The 19,777-nt window shown below is 52.4% G+C and carries 20 protein-coding genes; 8 read left to right on the forward strand and 12 right to left on the reverse strand.

Going from position 1 to position 19,777, the window contains the following annotated elements:
- Positions 1–7 precede the first annotated feature (7 nt).
- The 5 genes from DFR42_RS24595 to DFR42_RS24615 all read right to left on the reverse strand — a co-directional run bounded on the left by DFR42_RS24595 (position 8) and on the right by DFR42_RS24615 (position 6,215).
- Positions 8–1,015, reverse strand: a complete 1,008-nt coding sequence (locus DFR42_RS24595) for a nucleoside hydrolase (RefSeq protein WP_110257709.1) — start codon at positions 1,013–1,015, stop codon at positions 8–10.
- 394 nt (positions 1,016–1,409) lie between these two features.
- A complete protein-coding gene (locus DFR42_RS24600) occupies positions 1,410–2,381 on the reverse strand; it encodes an ABC transporter permease subunit (RefSeq protein WP_110257710.1) in 972 nt (323 codons plus the stop codon).
- A complete protein-coding gene (locus DFR42_RS24605; RefSeq protein ID WP_110257711.1) occupies positions 2,378–3,460 on the reverse strand; it encodes an ABC transporter permease in 1,083 nt (360 codons plus the stop codon). The genes DFR42_RS24600 and DFR42_RS24605 overlap by 4 nt, the downstream gene beginning before the upstream one ends.
- Before the next feature lie 93 nt (positions 3,461–3,553).
- On the reverse strand, positions 3,554–5,083 hold the full coding sequence (locus DFR42_RS24610; RefSeq protein WP_110257712.1) for an ABC transporter ATP-binding protein: 1,530 nt from the start codon (positions 5,081–5,083) through the stop codon (positions 3,554–3,556).
- A gap of 127 nt (positions 5,084–5,210) precedes the next feature.
- Positions 5,211–6,215 carry a BMP family lipoprotein gene (locus DFR42_RS24615; RefSeq protein ID WP_110257713.1) on the reverse strand — a complete coding sequence of 335 codons (1,005 nt, stop codon included), beginning with the start codon at positions 6,213–6,215 and terminating at the stop codon, positions 5,211–5,213.
- Here DFR42_RS24615 and DFR42_RS29035 point away from each other — a divergent pair.
- Positions 6,214–6,501 (forward strand): hypothetical protein, encoded by a 288-nt coding sequence (locus DFR42_RS29035; protein ID WP_146218963.1) that lies wholly within the window; start codon positions 6,214–6,216, stop codon positions 6,499–6,501. The two genes, DFR42_RS24615 and DFR42_RS29035, sit on opposite strands and share 2 nt — an antisense overlap.
- A gap of 56 nt (positions 6,502–6,557) precedes the next feature.
- Here the strand turns inward: DFR42_RS29035 and rbsK are convergent, their stop codons facing one another.
- On the reverse strand, positions 6,558–7,487 hold the full coding sequence (gene rbsK / locus DFR42_RS24620; protein WP_110257714.1) for a ribokinase: 930 nt from the start codon (positions 7,485–7,487) through the stop codon (positions 6,558–6,560).
- Positions 7,488–8,040: 553 nt separating this feature from the next.
- Between rbsK and DFR42_RS24625 the strand changes: the two genes are divergently transcribed.
- Positions 8,041–8,628, forward strand: coding sequence for a cysteine hydrolase family protein (locus DFR42_RS24625; RefSeq protein ID WP_110257715.1), 588 nt, complete (start codon positions 8,041–8,043; stop codon positions 8,626–8,628).
- A gap of 58 nt (positions 8,629–8,686) precedes the next feature.
- Entirely contained in the window at positions 8,687–9,646 is a 960-nt protein-coding gene (locus DFR42_RS24630; RefSeq protein ID WP_110257716.1) for a GlxA family transcriptional regulator, read from the forward strand.
- Positions 9,647–9,741: 95 nt separating this feature from the next.
- Here the strand turns inward: DFR42_RS24630 and DFR42_RS24635 are convergent, their stop codons facing one another.
- Both DFR42_RS24635 and DFR42_RS29345 read right to left on the reverse strand, forming a co-directional pair.
- A complete protein-coding gene (locus DFR42_RS24635; protein ID WP_110257717.1) occupies positions 9,742–9,933 on the reverse strand; it encodes a Thivi_2564 family membrane protein in 192 nt (63 codons plus the stop codon).
- A gap of 97 nt (positions 9,934–10,030) precedes the next feature.
- Positions 10,031–10,261: a hypothetical protein gene (locus DFR42_RS29345; RefSeq protein ID WP_170133668.1), complete on the reverse strand. Its 231-nt coding sequence runs from the start codon at positions 10,259–10,261 to the stop codon at positions 10,031–10,033.
- Positions 10,262–10,785: 524 nt separating this feature from the next.
- Here DFR42_RS29345 and DFR42_RS24645 point away from each other — a divergent pair.
- Entirely contained in the window at positions 10,786–12,036 is a 1,251-nt protein-coding gene (locus DFR42_RS24645; RefSeq protein WP_110257719.1) for an ATP-binding protein, read from the forward strand.
- Positions 12,036–13,685: an ATP-binding protein gene (locus DFR42_RS24650; RefSeq protein ID WP_110257720.1), complete on the forward strand. Its 1,650-nt coding sequence runs from the start codon at positions 12,036–12,038 to the stop codon at positions 13,683–13,685. The genes DFR42_RS24645 and DFR42_RS24650 overlap by 1 nt, the downstream gene beginning before the upstream one ends.
- 138 nt (positions 13,686–13,823) lie before the next feature.
- On the opposite strand, the gene DFR42_RS24655 is transcribed toward DFR42_RS24650, so the two are convergent.
- On the reverse strand, positions 13,824–14,123 hold the full coding sequence (locus DFR42_RS24655) for a hypothetical protein (RefSeq protein ID WP_110257721.1): 300 nt from the start codon (positions 14,121–14,123) through the stop codon (positions 13,824–13,826).
- Positions 14,124–14,307: 184 nt separating this feature from the next.
- Here DFR42_RS24655 and DFR42_RS24660 point away from each other — a divergent pair, with 184 nt between their 5' ends.
- From DFR42_RS24660 to DFR42_RS24670, 3 genes are read left to right on the forward strand one after another with little or no spacing between them, the layout of a single operon-like run.
- On the forward strand, positions 14,308–15,408 hold the full coding sequence (locus DFR42_RS24660) for a PfkB family carbohydrate kinase (protein ID WP_110257722.1): 1,101 nt from the start codon (positions 14,308–14,310) through the stop codon (positions 15,406–15,408).
- 48 nt (positions 15,409–15,456) lie between these two features.
- Positions 15,457–16,383 carry a pseudouridine-5'-phosphate glycosidase gene (locus DFR42_RS24665; protein ID WP_110257723.1) on the forward strand — a complete coding sequence of 309 codons (927 nt, stop codon included), beginning with the start codon at positions 15,457–15,459 and terminating at the stop codon, positions 16,381–16,383.
- Positions 16,384–16,411: 28 nt separating this feature from the next.
- Complete coding sequence (locus DFR42_RS24670; protein WP_110257724.1) at positions 16,412–17,014, forward strand: hypothetical protein; 603 nt, start codon at positions 16,412–16,414, stop codon at positions 17,012–17,014.
- Positions 17,015–17,067: 53 nt separating this feature from the next.
- Here the strand turns inward: DFR42_RS24670 and DFR42_RS24675 are convergent, their stop codons facing one another.
- From DFR42_RS24675 to DFR42_RS24685, 3 genes are all read right to left on the reverse strand, one after another.
- Entirely contained in the window at positions 17,068–17,979 is a 912-nt protein-coding gene (locus DFR42_RS24675) for an aspartyl protease family protein (protein WP_110257725.1), read from the reverse strand.
- A gap of 191 nt (positions 17,980–18,170) precedes the next feature.
- Entirely contained in the window at positions 18,171–19,343 is a 1,173-nt protein-coding gene (locus DFR42_RS24680; RefSeq protein ID WP_110257726.1) for a patatin-like phospholipase family protein, read from the reverse strand.
- 8 nt (positions 19,344–19,351) lie between these two features.
- On the reverse strand, positions 19,352–19,549 hold the full coding sequence (locus tag DFR42_RS24685) for a hypothetical protein (protein WP_110257727.1): 198 nt from the start codon (positions 19,547–19,549) through the stop codon (positions 19,352–19,354).
- Positions 19,550–19,777 lie beyond the last annotated feature (228 nt).

The raw sequence follows: 19,777 nt of genomic DNA on the forward strand, positions 1-19,777 counted from the left end.
GTTCTCCTCATTTTGCTACAGGAGCCAGAGGAGCCTGCAACCAGCTTGATGACAGTGTCTTGTCGATCAGTTGTTTACATGCTTCTGCATCGACTTTCATGCAAACGCGGGTTTCTGGCTTGCTGGCTTCCCAACCTGATTGTGGGTAAGGGATAGGCAGTTTGGCCATCATGGTCTGGCCATTGCCTATGCCTTCTTTGGCAACGCGCACGCGGCCAGAGTTGGTTTCAAAAATCTCTGGGGCTACCAGCCAGACAAATGCCAGTACGTCATGACCATAGCAGGCATGGCCCAAGTCAGGGCGTATGCTTTGGTAGAAATTGGCATAGAAATTAACTGCATGTGACAGGGTATCCATCGCCACGTGTTTATGTTTTTCTGCCAGGGCTGCAAAGAAAGTCGAAGGCAGGACTACGCGGTGAGTCACATCCAGACCTACCATGGTCAAATCCCAGCCTGCGGTAAAGACCAGGTCAGCTGCGTCAGGATCATTCCAGACATTGGCTTCTGCCACTGGTGAAACATTGCCTGGTTCATCGACAGTGCCAGCCATCAAGACTACTTGCTTCAGTAGTTTTGGCAGTTGTGGTTCCATTTTCAGGGCCAGGCCCAGATTGCCCAGAGGGGCAACGGCAACCAGGGTGATTTCACCAGGATATTGACGCGCCATCTTGACGATGAATTCGGCAGCGCTTTCAACTTGTGCTTCGCCACCGACTTCGATACGGCTGTTCAGGTTACCCAGGCCATCGGCACCGTGAATAAAATCAGGAGGTGTGCCAGGTTCTTTGGCAAATGGTACAGGTACGCCTTGCGCGACCGGGATATCGCGGCCGGTAATACGCGTCAGGTACAGCGCATTGGCAGTTGCCTGTTCTACGTGGACATTGCCAAACGAGGTAGTGATACCAACCACATCGATATCCGGATGTGCCAGCGCGAAATACAAGGCCATTGCATCATCGACGCCTGGATCAGTATCAAATATGACTTTATGTTTTGCTGTTGTTGACATGTGTATGCTCTCCAAAATTACACCGGCTGGCCATTGGGCAGAACCCAGTCGCGATGTGAATTGTTGCAGTTGACCCGGTTCAAGGAGGTCGAAATTGTGTTTTAAAACCTTAGACCGAAAAGCTCACCACAGAGGCACGGAGACACAGAGAAAGGCATGAGAAAAACCGTGTAGGTTGCAATAATGTAGGTTGGGCTACGCCTCATCAGCCCAACACTCGGCGTTTCAATAACGTATTCGTCAATTGTAGGCTGAGTGTTGGGCTGGTAAACCGTAGCCAATCGTGACCCGGCCCAACCTACAATTAGCCCAACGCTTCGGCTCTTTACTCGCTTTTCTCAGTGCCCCTCTGTGTCTCTGTGCCTCTGTGTTGAGAGGTCTTATGTTCTTCAAATTAACGTGACTTCACAAACGGCTGACCAATCGCTTTCGGGGCGACGGACTTTGCCATCAAGCCTGCCAGTACGATCACGGTCACGACGTAAGGTATCATTTGTATCAAGGAGCCCGGTACCTTGCCTATGCCAGGGAAGACCACGCCTTCTATCTGGACTTGCAGGGCAGCGAAGAAACCGAACATCAGGCAGCCCAGTGCAGTATGCAGTGGGCGCCAGTTACCAAATACCAGTGCCGTCAATGCCAGGTAACCATTACCGGCTGACATGTCACGCAAGAAGAAGCCGCTTTGTACAATGGACAAGTAAGCACCAGAGAATGAGCACAGTACACCAGCGCACAGCATGGCCATGAAGCGGGTGCGCTCTACATTGATACCCGCCGCATCTGCCGCATGCGGGTTCTCACCGACGGCACGCAGGCGCAGGCCAAAGCGGGTGTGATACAAGACCCAGTGGACGACAGGGATCAGGGCAAATGCCAGATAGACCAGCACACTATGCCCACCGATGAGCCTGGTGTAAAACCAGCCTATGAAAGGGATATTGGCAACAGCGGCTGAACCCGGCAGCACGATATCAAACAGACGCGCTTCACCCAGGTCAGGCGTGCGACCACCTTGCTGGAAGAAATACTGGGCAACCACAAAGGTCAAACCACTGAGGGCAATATTGAGGGCAATACCGGCGACCAACTGGTTACCTTTTTGCGTGATACTGACAAAGCCTTGCAGCAGGGCGATGGCGGCAGAAATACCCACACCGGCCATGATGCCCAGCCAGGGGTTCTTGGTCGCAAAGGCCACGGCAGCAGAAACAAAGGCGGCGGCCAGCATCTTGCCTTCCAGCGCCAGGTCAACGACACCGCTGCGTTCTGCAAACAGGCCAGCCATGGCAGCAAACATCAATACCGGCGCATTGCGTATGGTCGATACCAGGATGCTGGAAAATTGAAAATCATCAAACATCATTTTTCCTTACGCTTGAGCAGGGCAGACAGGGCAGGGGCATACAGGTTCTCCATGGCACCGCAGAACAGGATGATCAAACCCTGGATAAAGATAAAGGTCTCTGGCGGGATATTGGCTTTTTCCAGCGACAGATCAAAACCACCCTGTATCAGCGCGCCAAATAATATGGATGACAGCAGGATACCCACCGGATGCTGCCGCCCCATCAGGGCAATCGCGATACCGATAAAACCCGCACCGGCAGGGAAGTTCAGCGGCAGGTAATGGGTAGAACCCATGATGGAATTAACCGCCGCCAGGCCCGCCAGTGCGCCAGATACCATCATCGTGATGATGATGGTTTTGCTGATGGAGATACCAGCATAATGCGCCGCATGCTGGTTCAGGCCAGTGGCACGCAACTGATAACCCCAAGTCGTGCGCCAGACCACCACGCCATAAATCACCAGCGCCACCAGCGCCAGCACAAAGCTGATGTTCAAGGGCGTTTCACCCAGCACCGGCAAAATACTATTCAACTTGGGCAACCAGGAGGCATCGGCAAACATGCGGCTCGATGTATTTTGCCCGCCCATGGGTACCAGAATACTGATGATCACAAAATTCATCAGACAGGCAGCGATGAAGTTAAACATGATGGTCGTCACCACCACATGGCTGCCGCGTTTGGCTTGCAGATAACCCGGCAGATAAGCCCAGGCTGCACCAAAGACGGCACTACCCAGCATGGCCAGCGGTATCAGCAACCAGCCCGGCACAGATGAATCCAGCCACAGCAAGACCAGGGTCAGGCCCAGGCCACCGAGATACATCTGGCCTTCACTGCCGATATTAAACAAACCAGCCTGCATCGCCACTGACACGGACAAACCAGTGAAGATAAAGGTCGCTGCATAAAACAGGGTGTAACCCAGGCCTTCAGGGTTCAGTACCGCGGCATTGATGAGGATGCCCAGGCACTCTATCGGGCTTTCACCCAGCAAATAAATCACACCCGCCGCGACCAGTAAGGCGGAGAACAGGTTTAACAGCGGCAGGGCAAATGCGGTGGCCCAGCGTGGGAGGTCAGCTTGATTCATCTTTGTTTGGTCGCTTGTCTGTGCTTATCTGTATTTGCTTGTTCTTGCAATATTCTTACCAGGGGTGGTTAGTCCTTGGCACTCGCTTAGTGCTTAGTGAGTATGGATACCACCCATGAGGCAACCTATCTCGGTTGCATCAAATTCTTCTGCCTTCAATTCACCGGTGATCGCACCACTTGACATCACCAGGATGCGGTCAGCCAGGGCGCGTACTTCTTCCAGTTCTACCGATACCAGCAAAATCGCAATGCCAGCATCACGCATCGCCAGCAGGCGGGTATGCAGGCTTTCTATCGTGCCTATATCCACGCCACGGGTAGGCTGGCCTACCAGCATCAGTTTTGGATTGGCCGCAATCTCGCGCGCCATCACCACTTTTTGCTGGTTACCGCCAGACAGCAGGGCGATACGCAAATGCGGGTCTGCCGGGCGCACATCAAATTTCGCCAGCAAGTCTGTGCAATTTTTCAAAATGCTTTTGTAATCGAGCAAACCAAATGACTTGCCGAGTTTTTTCTGGTAACCCAGAAAGCTGTTCATCATCACCGGGAAATTCTTGACGACGGCATCGCGCAAGCGGTCTTCCGGCACATGGGCTATGCCCAGGTCGCGGAAAGTCGCTGGCAGGCCATCGGCATCCTTGCGGCCAGAAAATGGCAGGTCCTTGCCCTGCATTTGCAGCTTGCCACTGGTGGGCAGGCGCATGCCGCTCAAGATTTCCAGCAATTCACTCTGGCCATTGCCAGAGACACCGGCAATCGCCACGATTTCACCCGCACGGATATTGAAACTGACATTCTTCAACAGGCTGACTTTTTGCGAGTTCACCAGGTTCAGGTCCTTGACCTCCAGCACTGTTTCGCCCGGCGCATAGGCAGCACGTGGCAAGTGGGTAACTATCGGGCGGCCTACCATCATCTCGGCCATTTGTGCCGTTGTGGTGTCCTTGGTCGCTACCGAACCGATGACAGTTCCACCGCGCATGACAGTGACCTGGTCAGTGATTTCCTGTATCTCTTGCAGCTTGTGGGTAATCAGGATGATGGTCTTGCCCTGTTCCTTGAACAGGCGCAGCACTTCAAATAATGAGGCAGTTTCCTGAACCGTCAGCACAGCGGTAGGTTCGTCCAGAATCAGGATATTGGCGCTACGGTAAATCTGCTTGAGGATTTCTACCCTTTGCTGCACGCCGACGGACAAATCCTGTATCGTCGCCAGCGGGTCTACTTCCAGAGAATAGCGCTGGCAAATTTCACGCAGCCTGGCTTCCACTTCATGGCGCTTGGGTTTCAGGCGAAAGCCACCTTCCGTACCCAGCATGACATTGTCGAGCACCGTCATGTTCTCTACCAGCATGAAATGCTGGTGCACCATGCCTATGCCCAGGTTGATGGCTTCCTGGCTGTTGCGGATATGCTGTTCTGCGCCATTGATGAGCAGCTTGCCGCTGTCGGCGCGATAATAGCCATACAGTATGCTCATCAGCGTGGACTTGCCTGCGCCGTTTTCACCAATCACGCCATGGATGGAACCCGGCGCAATGGAAAAGCTCACATCACGATTGGCCTGTACCGCGCCAAAACGTTTGGAGATCTGTTGAAATTCGACTGCTGGCTGCATACTTTAGCGTTTCTTTAAATGGCGGTGTGCAAGGGCTTATACATCAATCAGGGCGCATCGTATCCATTGCGGACACTTGCGCCCCTAGTCAATTCTTAATCACTTCTTAATCAAATGCTACCCGGCATCAGACCGGGCACTTATTGCCTTCACGGAAATCAGCGACTTTAACCTTGCCACTGATAATGTCTTGCTTGGCTGCGTTGACACGTTTTTCCATGTCAGCGCTGACGACCGCGCGGTTATCCTTGTCCAGTGCCCAGTCTACGCCGCCTTCTTTCAGGCCCTTGTACTGGGTGCCGCCTTTCCAGCTACCATTTTTCAACTGCATGAAGCTGTCATAAATGGCCTGGTCCACGCGCTTGACCATGGATGTCAGCATGCTGCCTGGGTGCATGTAGTTCTGGTTGGAATCCACACCTATGCCCAGCTTGCCTTTTTCCTTGACGGCTTGCAAAGTGCCCATGCCGCTACCACCGGCTGCTGCAAAAATCACATCGACGCCACGTTCAAACTGGGCGCGTGCCAGCTCGCCACCCTTGGCCGGGTCGTTCCAGGCTGCTGTGGTGGTGCCAACCATGTTTTGTACGACATCAATCTTGGGTTCAGTTGCTTTTGCACCTTGTGCATAGCCACAGGCAAAATTGCGTATCAACGGGATATCCATGCCGCCAACGAAACCGACTTTTTTGGATTTGCTGGCAATCGCTGCTGCCACGCCCACCAGGTAAGAACCTTCCTGTTCCTTGAACAGCACAGAGCTGACATTGTCACCAGTAGCAATACCATCGATCAGCACGAACTTGGTTTTTGGGAATTCCTTGGCAATATTCTGTACCGCCTGCGCCTGTGCAAAGCCGATGGCTGCGATCAGGTCTACATTCTTGCGGGCCAGATTACGCAAGACTTGTTCCGTCTGGGTGTCGCTGGCAACCTGCACTTCAATGTAGTTCAGTTTGGTTTCTTTCTTGAAACGCTCTGCGCCTTCGGACGCTGACTGGTTGAAGGACTTGTCAAACTTGCCGCCTGCATCATAGATCACTGCAAATTTAAGGTCGGCAGCATAAGCACTGGCCGCGCCGCCGACAGCCATCAGGGTCGCCAGGGACAGGCAGATTTGCTTGAGTTTCATGAAATTTCCTTCATCAGATGTCGTTGTGCTGTCGTGCTCACGAAGAGCATGCAGCGCCCAAATTAAAAACCATGTTTTCTGCTGCCACAGCCTGGGTATTATAAAAAATCAAGCCAGTCTTGAAAGCCTGTGCAAGCCTAACATGATGCAGACATTTCGTTTCAGCCACGCGGGCGAAATTTTATCAAAAACAGTGTTTGAGCTGGTGGCCGGGCATGATTTCCTGCCTGCGCCCAATTTTGGTGCTATTTGGTGCTATCCGGTGCTATTTAGCGCCATTGTGTAATACAGTGTTCTTTGCTTTCGTCAGCAGCCTTCAGGGCTGCCAACGAGACTGGCTGCTCAGGCAGCCTTCCTGACCGCCATGAAATCCAGCACTTGCTGGCGTTGCGGTATGGATGTTTGCGCACCCAGCTTGGTGACAGTCAGCGCTGCTGTATACTGCGCTTCACGGCTGGCATCCAGCACGCTCAGGCCATTTGCCAGACCAACAGCAAAAGCACCAACAAAGGTGTCGCCAGCGGCTGTGGTGTCAACAACATCCACTTTGACAGCCGGAATAAACTGGCTACCCGCTTCATCCGTGATCAGGGCACCATGTTCACCCATGGTCAGCAACACTGTCGCTGTACCACGTTGCAAGATTTGTTCCGATGCTGCCTTGGCGCTGATCTGGTCTGTCACGGTGATGCCGCTCAATTGAGAAGCTTCAGTTTCATTCAAAATCAGGTAATCAACCTGGGCCAGCAAGGCGTCTGTCAGGTCTTGTGCCGGGGCCGGGTTCAAAATCACTTTGACGCCCTGGGCGCGGGCGATTTCTATCGCGCGGGTGACGGTTGGCAGAGGCGTTTCAAGCTGGCAAACCAATAATTGCGCGCCAGCGATGGCGGCTGTGGCGGCTTCTACCTGGGCAGCTGTCAGCGTCGCATTCGCGCCTGCCGCCAGCACGATGCTGTTGCTGCCGCTGTCATCCACCAAAATACCGGCTACGCCAGTTGCCGTACCTGCCACGCGGGCGAGGTGGCTGAGTTCCATGCCTTCAGCTGCCAGGCAATCGCGGGAGAAACTGCCAAAACCATCATCACCCACCGCACCTATGAAGCTGACCTGGGCACCCTGACGGGCTGCGGCAACGGCCTGATTAGCCCCTTTGCCACCCGGAATCTGACAAAACTCATGGCCATGCAGGGTCTCGCCCACGGCCGGCATGCGCGGCGTGCGAAAAACCAGATCCATATTAACGCTGCCGACTACAGTAATGCGTGGCTTCATGATGCTTATTCTCGGTAAAAGTTGTCGCGCAATCGTTTGCGCAATCGATTTCGTATTTAACTATGGAGCCTGTTGAACGTCAAGCGCAATCTGATTTTTTGGTCAAAAATTGTGCAAAATCGCGGCAGACTGGCAACCATATTTTGATTCTTCTTTTTTGTCTCTTTTGCTGGCATTTACAGAGTGAGGGATTGTTGCGTTGCACCAGATTGATGGCGACGTAAAAATTGCCGCAATAACCACGAAATCACCCGTAAATATACTAAAGCAAGTTCAAAGCGCGCTGATTGTGGGGCCGTCCTTATTGCTTGTCAAATAAAGCATGGGTTTCTGGCCTGCCTGAAAGCCTGGCCGGGGCCGGTCTTTGACCCTGGGCATGCTGCTTTCCCCGATTTATGCTGGCTGTGTTGCCTGATAAGTAAGCCGCGGACTTGATAAGACATCAATATTATCAATGTCTGTATTTGTCCCATATTGAGCAATAAAGAACAGTGATTGCTCTGTTTTATAATGATTAAATACCAGACTTCACTATAAATGAAAGAGGTAAAATATGTCCCAGACTTTGCTGGTCATTGATGTGCAGGAGTCATTTCGCCATACCCTTAACTGGTCTGAAGATGAATTGCCGTTTTATCTACAGGCACAAAACCGCCTGATCGCCGGGGCGCGAAAGGCAGGTGTGCCTGTCATCCGTATTTTTCATGTCGAGGGTGATGCGCATTTTTCGGCTGCATCTGGCTTGGTGCGCTGTATGGATGGCAGTGACCCCTATGCAGACTTGGTCATAGAAAAACATGTCAACAGTGCACTGATGGAGCCTGCATTGCCAGACTGGCTGGCAAAACATGCTATCCGTCGCCTGATCATTTCTGGCATGCGCATGGAGCGCTGCTGTGAGACCACGGCCCGGCATGGCTGCGACCTGGGTTTCAAGATCGATTTTGTCACCGAAGCCAGCTATACCACGGCGCACCGCCATACTGGTGGCAGGCTGTATACCGCCAGCGAAATCAGGGAAAGGACAGAACTGGTACTGCACCAGCGCTTTGCCACCATATGCACGGTTGATGAAATGCTGGCGCAATTTGACATGGTGCAAGCGGCGCAGGCAGACAAAGCGACTGGCAGTCATGCCTGATCATATCCAATGATGCCAGTGGAATCTAAGCCAATATCAATTATGGAGATGCATGTAAATGAATATAGCTGTTCCTGATGCTGTCCCCATCCCGGTTTATTTCCTGCTTTTGCCGGGTTTTATCCTGATGGAATTTGCTGGTACTGCCGAAGCCTTGCGGCTGGCCAATCGTGACCGTGAGCGTTTTGCGCTGCATTTTGTCGGCCCGGAACCCGCACCCCGCAACTCTCTGGGCATGCTCACCCCTGATCTCGCACCTTTGTCAGCCTGTTTGCCGGAGGGGGCCTGGCTATTGATACCCGGCTTGACTGATGCCAGCATCAATTTGCAAACCCCGGCAGCCATTGCTGCCATGCGCTGGCTGCGGGAGGTGATGCATCCTGGTATCAGGCTGGTGACAATATGTTCAGCCGCCTTGCTTGCTGCGCGTGCTGGCTTGCTTGATGGCCGCGAATGCACGACTCACTATACCGTTGTGCCTGGTCTGAAAGCAGCTGCACCAGCCGCCATCGTGATAGAGAACCGTGTCTTTGTTATTGATGGCAATATTGCTACTTCTGCCGGGGTGACTACCGGTGTGGATCTGATCCTTGAGTTTATCAGCCAAAGTGCCGGCCCCAGGCTGGCGCTGGAGGTGGCGCGTGAAATGGTGGTGTGGATGCGCCGTGATGCGGCCTCACCGCAATTATCGCCCTACCTGATGTACCGCAATCACTTGCATCCCGCCATACACCGCGTGCAGGATGCCATCGCTGCCGACCCTGCACAAGCCTGGCCCATGCATGAACTGGCACGCATCGCCTGCCTCAGTGAACGTCACCTGGCGCGCCTGTTCAAAACTCATGTGGGTGTCAGTCCGCTTGATTATCGCCAACAAATGCAATTGTCCCAGGTCCAGCCCCTGATGGCGCAGGCTAACCGTTCCATGGAACAAATTGCCGACCTCGCCGGTTTCGGCTCGGCCCGCGATATGCGGCGCGTCTGGTTAAAACATAAGGGTGTGCCTTTGCGGGCTTGAATGCTGATAGTCATCCCGCGTGGAATGCCAATAATTTTGGTATGGATTGTGTTTTAGTGCGGAGCACTAACGATGTGTTCCCATTATGTTCGTCACTACCATCGCATCTGCGGCAAGCGCAAGCCAGGCACGAAGCCAAAGGCAGACAGTACGATGACAATCAGCAACACAATGAACAGCACGCGCACCACTTGGGCCACTGGTGCGGGCAGTGGCAAAAATCCAACCAGCCACCATATCAGTCCAAAGACCACAAGGTAAATAATGAGATTGATGAGCTGGACCATATATGCCTTCTTTTTTTAGTTATGTTGTGCTGGGAATAGCAGGCGGTCTTCATGGATGAACAACCGCCTGTTTGTCCTTACTTATTTCTGTGCTTGCTTATTTCTGTGGTGTTGATTCACCGACTGATGCTGGGCCGCTGGCAGGCGTGCTGTCAGGAGTCGATGCTGGGGCAGAGGCTGGTACCGGTACAGGTACAACAACCGGAACTTCGACCGGCACTGGTACAGCAACTGGTACTGCTACTGCAGTTGGTTCAGCGGGTTTGCGGTCGCAGGCGGTAGTTGCCAGTGCAGTCGCAAGTGTCAGAATAAGGATGGATAATTTCATGGGATTCGCCCTGGTTGATTAAAATGGAAAAAGTCCGGTAAGCGTTGCTGAGCTGATAATCATCACCCACAGCTTCACTACCAATCACAATGCATACACAGCATGCACGCTATAAATTTATGCATCGGTACGCTGCCGAACATACGACATGATTTGTTGGGTTTATATTGCCTATACCGGTAATGCAAAGTAAGGCTGCACCCAGATTGGCTGCATCGGCAGTAGTGAAAATGTGGATGCACTTCAGATGTGTGCAGGATGAATAGATCAGGAAGAAGAAAAACCGCAGACCCCTCAAAGGTCTGCGGTTTTTTTTGTATGACGTAAGCAGAGAGTGCTGCCGCAGACTATTCCGCGATGGGGAGGGGTAAATGCTTCAAAAACAGCTTTACACTAAGAAAATTTAGCACTATGATTATTTATCACTAAATTTTCTTAGCATTGTTCGGTTTTGTTTGAGTGCCGTGCGAGAAAACCCGAATTAAATAATCAGTCACGCGATTAGTCAATCTAAAGGCAAACCCATGGATAACATAGCAGGCACACCCGTTGAAGGCGAAAACTTCTTTGGCCGCGGTACAGAAATGCTACGGCTTGCTGAAATTCTCAAAAATGATGATATTTTGCTACTCGGGCCACGTCGCATAGGCAAGACATCCATTTGCCGCGCCGTCATGGGCCATGTCAAAGCCAGCAACTGGCATGCGATAGAAATCAATGTCGCCTCTTGTGAAGATGAACTGGCTTTCCTGGAAAAACTGCACGCAGCCCTTGCACCTGAAATGGCCACGCTTGGCAGCAAGATCAAGGACAGGTTTGCTGCCACTTTTGATGCCATCAGTACCCGCATCAAATCAATCAAGATAGCGGTGACAGGTGCTGGCACCGCCAGCGTTGACCTGGCCGCACCTGCCAGTGAAGACTGGATACACCTGGGCAATGATTTATTGCAGCTCCTCATGCAGGCTGAGGCCGGACAAGCCTGGCTGGTCTACATCGATGAGCTGCCTATCATGCTCTTCAACATGATACGCAATGACACACAAAACGGCGTCAGGCGTGTGCGTCGTTTTCTTGACTGGTTTCGCAATGATGTGCGTGCGCTGCCGGGTTCCCGTTCGGTCAGATGGCTGGTGTCCGGCTCGGTGGGGCTTGATACCCTGGTCCAGCAACATGGTATGGCCGATACCATCAACAGCCTGAACCATCAAAACCTGGCCGCATTCACAGAAGACGTGGCCATAGCCATGGTACTCAAACTGGCAGATCGCTATCAACTCGCACTCGATAACGAAGCCGCCCGCAAACTGGTGGCCGCCGTGCAATGGGCGCAACCTTATTATCTGCAAAAGGCTTTTCACTACTTGCGCCAGCGTGTCAGTGCCAATGCCAACACCGCTGCAGCAGCAGACATCATCAGCCAGATAGACCCAGCCATGAACGACATGGTGCAACCCGGTTCAGACAATGACTTCCATCACTGGGAACAAAGGCTGGCACTGCAACTGGGTACTGTCCAGGCAGCCCATGCCATCGCGCTACTCAACCTCGCGGCTCAGGATGCCGCAGGTGCCCGGCCAGAAAACATGCTAGCCCATCTGGAAGGCCGCATGCCCAACGACAGCACAGAAAAGCAAAGGGAAATGTTCATCAACCTGCGCGACATCCTGCAAAGAGATGCTTACTGGTGGCCAGATGAAAGTTCAGGCAACAAGCGTTATCGCTTCCACCTTGAGCCACTGAGGCGCTGGTGGCTCAGAAGGAATACCCTGTGATGAGCCACCACTACAATCCCGACTGGCTATCAGAAGAAGCCCTGCTGGCCAGCTTTGTCGCCCGCCAGAATGATTTTGCTTTCATGCGTGCAGAACTGGCGCGGGCGCCACTGCAAGGCAATGTCCAGCATTATTTGCTGGTAGGTGTGCGCGGTGCAGGCAAGACCACCATGTTGAAACGCCTGGCTGTCGCCATACGCCGCGAGCCGGATTTGAATAATCACCTGCTTGCCCTGTCTTTTCCTGAAGAGTTATATCAGGTAAAAAAACTATCAGATTTTTGGTGGGCAGCATGCGAAGCCCTGGTCGATGAACTTGACTATCTTGAGCAAAGCCATGAGGCAGAAAAACTCTTGCTTGCCATAGACCAGATTCGCAAGCAAGGTGACAAAAATAATCTGGCTGCTGATGCCGGTTTCAAACTGCTGCAAGACACTTGCGCAGCGTTGAAAAAACGCCCCGTGATGTTGGTCGATAATCTCGACCTGGTTTTTGACCGCATCGACAAATCTGGCCGCAAACTCAAAGACCCGCATTCCCCCGCCTACTGGGCCTTGCGCGAAGCGTTGTCCACCACTACCTCTCCTATCGTCATCGGTGGCTCTGTACGTCTGTCCGATGCCTTCATTGATTACGACAAGGCATTCTATGATTTTTTCTTGCCCAAACGCCTGGGCAAGCTCAGCCTGGATGAAGTGCACAGCGTGCTTGAGCATCTCGCCGATGCACAAGACCAGCCAGAAGTAAAAGAACGCCTGCGCAGCAATCCAGCACGTGTTGAAGCCCTGTACGAACTGACAGGCGGCAATCCACGCGCCCTGGGCCTGATTTTTGAACTGCTGCGCAATGGCCCCAACAGCCGCGCCGTAGAAGACTTTGAACGCCTGATGGATATCACTACGCCTTACTACAAGGCCCGCATAGAAGACTTGTCAGAACAAGCCCAGGTCATCATGCACGCGCTTGCTGTCAATGATGCCAAGCTGGGTTTGCGCTTTGGCCACACCGCAGCAGAAATCGCCAGCTACACCGACCTGCCAACTACCAGCATTTCGGCCCAGTTAAGCCTGCTGGAAAACGAAGGCCTGGTAGAAAAATCCCCCGCCCATGGCCGCACCCAATACCGCATCACCGAACAAATGTTCCGCCTTTGGCTACAAATGCGCGCAACACGGCGCATACGTCAGAATGTGATTTCATTAGCGAAGTTTTTTGAGGCCATGTATGAGCAGGAAGAGTTGCAGGCGATGTTAAAAGTGGAGGGCGGTACGAATGTTGTGACAACAAGCAAGCATATTCATGTACCTCAAGGCAAAGCGATCAAGTCTTATGTCATGGAAGCATTAGATGCAGAATATGGAGCTGCTCAGCAAAACATTCCTGAAGATATGGAAGGGCGTCTATATAAATTGCTCAGCACAGAATTCATTGAGGATTTTCTTGTGCCCGCATTAAACGCACCTGATTCTGCCGCACTCGTCCTCAAAGAAATGCGCGATCTCGGCTACGAAAAACATGCCCGCCCATTGATACTGGCATTCGAAGCCGCGTTGGAAGACAAGGAAGAAATGCTGACTGAGCTGGAGCCTGAACTTCAGGGCGCGACCATGCACATGTATAAGCGCCTGACTGGCAACTGGAAAAAGTAGAGAAGTAAAAAAGCAGCCAGATTAATCGATGAGAAGCTGTAAAGACAGTCCTGTTTTTAAAAAACTGGAAAGGAATAAATCAAGCCCTCAGACAAAGGGCATTTTTTTATTTGTGGACACACGGGACTGGTTCAATATTTACCCAAGTCCTTTGGCGGCTTCATGCCTTCTTCTTACGTCATCTTCTTCCTTGAACTGCGGTCTGTATTGTTCTATCAATTCAGCAATTTCTTCAGTCGACATGCTAAGCAGGCGTTTTCGCAAGCCCATGAAGAAAAACAGCTCCTCCTGCAGGCGATGGAGCTTTGCCTCATCCGGCAACTCTATATGGTATTCATCGCCGATCCAGGCTGAGCGCAGGGCGATCAGGCCACCCAGCAAATCCTGTGCTCGCTCATAGGTACTATTGAACAAAAGTATGCTGTCGAGGTCTTCCATTGGATAAATGTGTGTTTTATTCGTGAATAATTTTACATCACCATTCTATCCTCCTGTTTCATCCTTTAATTTGACATCGATAAAACAAATGTTTATTATTAAAAACAATTGTTTTATGTGGTTGACTAAATTAATCAAGCAATCAGCCAGAAATCAGCCAGCTAACTGCCAACAGCCAGACAGAATGACACAGCCCGCCTCCAAAAAAGAACAGCTCTACCAGCTCATCGCTGCCCAGCCTTTTATTTCGCAGCAAGACCTGGCAGACCAGCTGGGTTTGTCACGTTCTGCCGTGGCCGGGCATATTGCTGCCCTGATCCGTGACAAACGCTTGCTGGGGCGGGCTTATGTCTTGCCTGACCAGCGGCCAGTTGTCTGTATAGGCGGGGCAAATATAGACCGCAAATTGCGCACGCTGGGGCCGGTGCAGATGGGGACTTCCAACCCTGTCAGCCAGCATGAAGCCTTTGGTGGCGTTGCCCGCAATATTGCCGAGAACCTGGCACGCCTGGGTTTGCCCACGCGCTTGTTGTGCGCAGTGGGTGACGACGCAGCGGGGCGCAGCATGCTCGACCATGCGCAATCTGTCGGCATCGACGTCAAAGCCTGCTTGCAGGCGGAAGGCATGCATAGCGGCAGCTATACCGCCTTGCTCAATGATGAGGGCGACATGGTGCTGGCACTGGCGCATATGGAATGCTGCGAAGCCCTGACGCCAGAGTATATGCAAAGCCGCCAGACCCAGCGTGGCCATGCGGCCTTCACCATCGCCGACTTGAATTTACCCACAGATAGCATAGGCTTGTTATTGCAGGATGCTCATCAGCAAGCAATGCCGCTGATGATGGTGGCCGTGTCCGAGCCCAAAATGGCGCGCCTGCCACAAGACTTGCACGGCCTGCGTGTGCTGCTATTGAACCGTGGTGAACTTGCGGCTGCCGTTGGCCGCAGCATTGACAGTTCGGCAGATGTCAGCGCAGCCTGCAGGCAATTGCAGCTGCGCGGCGTGCAGGATGTCATCGTCACCATGGGTGTAGAAGGGGTGACTTATACTGCCAGTGATGCAGAGCAGGGCATGCAGCACCTGTCTGCCCCTGCCGCCAATGTGCGTGATGCCACCGGCGCAGGCGATGCCTTTGCCGCAGGCGTGGCCTGGTCTTTATGCCGCAACCCGGAAGATCTAGGCCTGGCATGTGAATACGGCTTGAAGCTGGCCAGACTGACGCTGGAAAGTGATGCGACAGTGGCCACGACCATTAGCCCGGCTATTTTTGAAGAAGCTTAGTATGTGAAAAATACAGGCTCATCCTGTATTTCTAAAAAAGGAAATAATATGCAATCTTATCTGGTCTTATCCGATGAAGTCCGCGCAGCACGCCTGGCGGCCAAGCCTGTCGTGGCGCTGGAATCCACCATTATTTCGCACGGCATGCCTTATCCACAAAACGTGCAAACCGCACGTGAGCTGGAACAAATCATCCGTGATGGTGGTGCAGTGCCAGCCACCATCGCCATCATGAACGGCAAAATCCATATAGGCCTGAATGACGAAGAACTGGAATTGCTGGGCAATTCGCACGACGCCATGAAAGTCAGCCGCCGCGACCTGGCGTATGCACTGACCAATAACAAGCTGGGTGCGACAACAGTTGCCGCCACCATGATCTGCGCTGCACTGGCAGGCATAGAAGTGTTTGTCACTGGTGGCATAGGCGGTGTGCATCGCGGGGCTGAAACCAGTTTTGATATTTCTGCCGATTTGCAGGAACTGGCACGCACTTCAGTCGCTGTAGTTTGCGCCGGTGCCAAATCCATACTCGACATAGGTCTGACACTGGAATACCTGGAAACCCATGGTGTGCCCGTGGTCAGCGTGGGACAGCCATCCTTCCCGGCTTTCTTCACATCCGACAGCGGTTACAAGGCAGACTTCCAGCTCGACACGGCTGAACAACAAGCAGAATTCATCCACGCCAAATGGACGCTGGGATTAAACGGCGGCATCGTCATCGCCAACCCTGTGCCAGTAGAATCTGCCATGCCCAGGGAAGAAATCGAAGCCATCACCCAGCAGGCACTGAAGCTGACCAAAGAACTTGATATCACAGGAAAAGCCATCACCCCTTTCCTGCTGAACCGCATCAAGCAAATGACCAATGGCCGCAGCCTGGAAACCAATATCGCACTGGTAAAAAACAATGCCGTCGTTGGTACGCAACTGGCGCTGGCCTTGCATCATTTGCGTAAGCGTACAGTTTGAACGTATTTATCTGAAGAATGGTGCTCAGATGGGACTTTCAGCTATTTTTTATGTGGTGACAGACTGGGATTATATTGCAAATCAGCCAACGGAAAAATCACTTGCTGATGCCTTTGATAAAGGCAGCAGCTACTTGCGTGAAACCCTTGATGTACATGCAAGAGATGGCATCGCGCCTCACTGGTGCTATCTTTACCAGGAAGATACCGTACTGGAGTACTGGAAATTTGCCTGGCGTGCTGGCAGCGATACGTATAGCAATGTAATACGCCCGTTGCTGGACGACCTGACCAGACGCAGGGCTGATGCCTGCCTGCAAGCCTTGTTCTGGCATGGTGAAGATTGCGACCTGCATCAACAGTGTGATCTTGAAAAAGCTGCAAAATTTACGGGCTGCAACGAAGGGCTTATAGTCAGCGTCAAGCCTGAAAATGTTGAGTACCTGCATGTTGAGCTAAAATATCTGATGCAAAAAGTCAGATTGCCTGACATCCGGCAGGCATGCGGTGCTGCACCAGAATCAGATTACACCTGTTCATGGCAAACTTGGGTGGACTACCTTGAACGATGGCAGGCATTGTTGAGTGAGGCCAAATCAAAAAATGCTGGCATACTCGTGGAAGCGACGTAGTTTGGCAGGCATCAAATGCTGATCACTAGTGAGGTACTGGTGATCTGTCGGACTTATTGAGTGACGCAGGCAATACTGATCTGCTCATCCAGCCGCTTGTTGATGGTGATGCTGCAAAAACGCAAGATGCTCATGCCTATCTGGGCTTTTTCGTCTGCCTTGTCGCCATGTTTGACTGCTTTTAGCAGTACGACTTCGGGCAGGGTGAATTTCGTGCCGCCAAAGTCCAGCCTGGTGGGTGTCGTATCCTTTTGCCCTTTGCCGCAACCAGCGACACCACGCACTGCGCAATCTTCTTCTGACAAGGCGCGTCCCAGATAGTCAGCTTCAAACTTGCTGCTGCCAGCGCCACTGTCTATCATGCCCCAGACGGCTTGCTTGCCTTCTGCTGTGATCTGTGTAAATACCTTGTTTTTCTTAAACCAGTAGGCGGTAATGGTTTTGTCCAGTGGGAAGGGGCTGCTCACAGGATTGACTATCCATTGCTTTTGCCTGAAGTCCAGCCTCATGGGATGATCAAATGCCAGTTGCGGTGAAATCATGCCTGCTACGCCCAGCCTGGCAAGGTCAGGGATGTCAGGGATGATGACCACAGTCTTCAAGTCCATGTCCTGGCCAGCCAGCGTGGCTTGCAACACAGGCAGCATCTTGATGGGGACAGGGTTGCCTGCATGATCTTTGCCAGTGCCGACGACGGGCAGTTTTGCCGGGTCCAGGCCCAGCAGGCTGGCCGTGCTTTCGGTGATGACCTGGTTGCTGGAACCTGTATCCACCATCAATTTGATTTTTTTGTCTGCGACCTGTAATTCCACCGTAAAGAAGGAGGCTCGCTCATCCCATGTCATGGGAATGCTGAGTGCCTTGTCCAGTGATGCTGCTGCGGTGGCAGCGCCAGGCAAGCATGCTATCGTGGTGAACAGCGCAGCGCAGGCAGTGATGTGGAGATGACTTGTGAACGGCTTCATACAAATATCCTGTCGGGAATGGATGATGAAGTCGCTTTGATTAAAGCTGATGCAGAAAGTTCGTGTCGTTGAATAATTTTTTACTGGCGGAGACAGGACGGGCAAAGTTGGAAATTCAGGAAAATTCTATTGATTTCCCCATGCCATGCTTCTCCTTCCTGCCCGAAGGAGAAGCACTCAGGCATCATCAATTATGATTCTTCCTGAGGCAATTCATGTATCACCAGCCCCGCATGCGGAGGCAGAGGTTTTTGCCATGACTTGTGGCGCAGTGCGCGTTTGCAGTCGTGGATACCAGCGGCCCAGCGGGCTTCCATGGTGGCAGTGCTGAAATCCACATCCTTGAAATAATTATCGTCCGGCAGCGCCTTCATGATGAGGTGGACGACATTGATGGTATGGTCGCAACCCATGGCCATGAGTGGTTTCAATTCTTCTTTTTTACGCTCTGCTGCGGGCAGGTGTTCTGTCAATGTGCGTATGGCGCGCTGCAAGTCTTGCATACGCTGGTAGATCAATAACTGCTCTGCCGAGCGGCTTGCATACTGTATGCTTTTATAGCGCGTCATGGCAGAGACGATGGAGGTGGGCCGGGTTTCTGACGGGTCCCATAGGTCTATCATGAAGCACAGCGCATCTGCATGTCTTTCTTCATCGAGAAAGACATCGAGTGGTGTGTTTGAATATACGCCACCATCCCAGTAAGCACGCTTGCCTATCTTCACCGGTGCAAAACCGGGTGGCAGGGCACCGCTGGCCATGATGTGTTCAGGCCCCAGGCGCTCGCGCTTGCTGTCAAACACCACACCCTGGCCGCTGTCGATATCGACGGCGCAAATGCTGACGCGTATGGGGCCATCGTTGAGGTAATCAAAGTCCACATATTTTTCCAGCGTGGCCTTGAGGGGAGAGGTGTCGTAGAAACCGGCTTCTTCTATCGGTACTTTGGCATTGATATCCCAGGCAGCACCAAAACGTGGTTTGAAAAAACCATTCACACCCTGGGTGATGGCGTTGAGGGTATTGAAGTTATTGCTGAGATTCATCCACGGCGAAAAGGCGGGGGCAAAACCTGGTGGGAAGATGGGCGCAAAGTTTTGCGAAAAACCAGATGAAAAACCGGGCCAGAAGTTGCTGCGGCTGACTGCATCGGGTGCCAGACTATCCCAGAAAGCTCTTAACTGGGCCATGCGTTTTTCTGGTGGGTTACCCGCAATCAGTGCACTGTTGATGGCACCGATGGAGGTGCCGATGATCCAGTCCAGCGGCGTGTGTGCTTCATGCAATTGCTGGTATACACCTGCCTGATAGACCCCCAGGGCACCGCCGCCCTGCAAAATCAATACGGTATCTTGTCGACTCATGGGCAGCTTCAGGCAAATCCGCCGAGCTGCGCCAGTTTATGTTCTTCACCATCATGGGTGACCGAGATCAGGTCCACCTGATAAGCGGCATTCAACTCATGGCGTAAATGCGCTCCCTGGCTGACGGCGGCCATGAAATCATCACCTGCTTCAGTGGATTTGATAATTTCTTTTTGTTCATTGCGGCTGATCAGACGATAGTGCATAAGTTCCTCGTGGAAAGAGTAATGTGTGATGTTGTGATCTCAATGAACCCATTCTAGCATGTGCTTTTTGTATGCATATTGCATACTGTAAAAAGCAAAAATCCATCTTTGTAGCTAAACGTAAGTATGTATTGCCTGCAAAATAAACGATGTCATAATGCTTCGCTTTATGATGCCGGAAATGTGGCGAAGGCTGCGCAAGTTGAAAGCGGCTGACGATTCCGGCTG

The organism is Undibacterium pigrum (genome assembly GCF_003201815.1).
Taxonomy (GTDB): Bacteria; Pseudomonadota; Gammaproteobacteria; order Burkholderiales; family Burkholderiaceae_D; genus Undibacterium; species Undibacterium pigrum.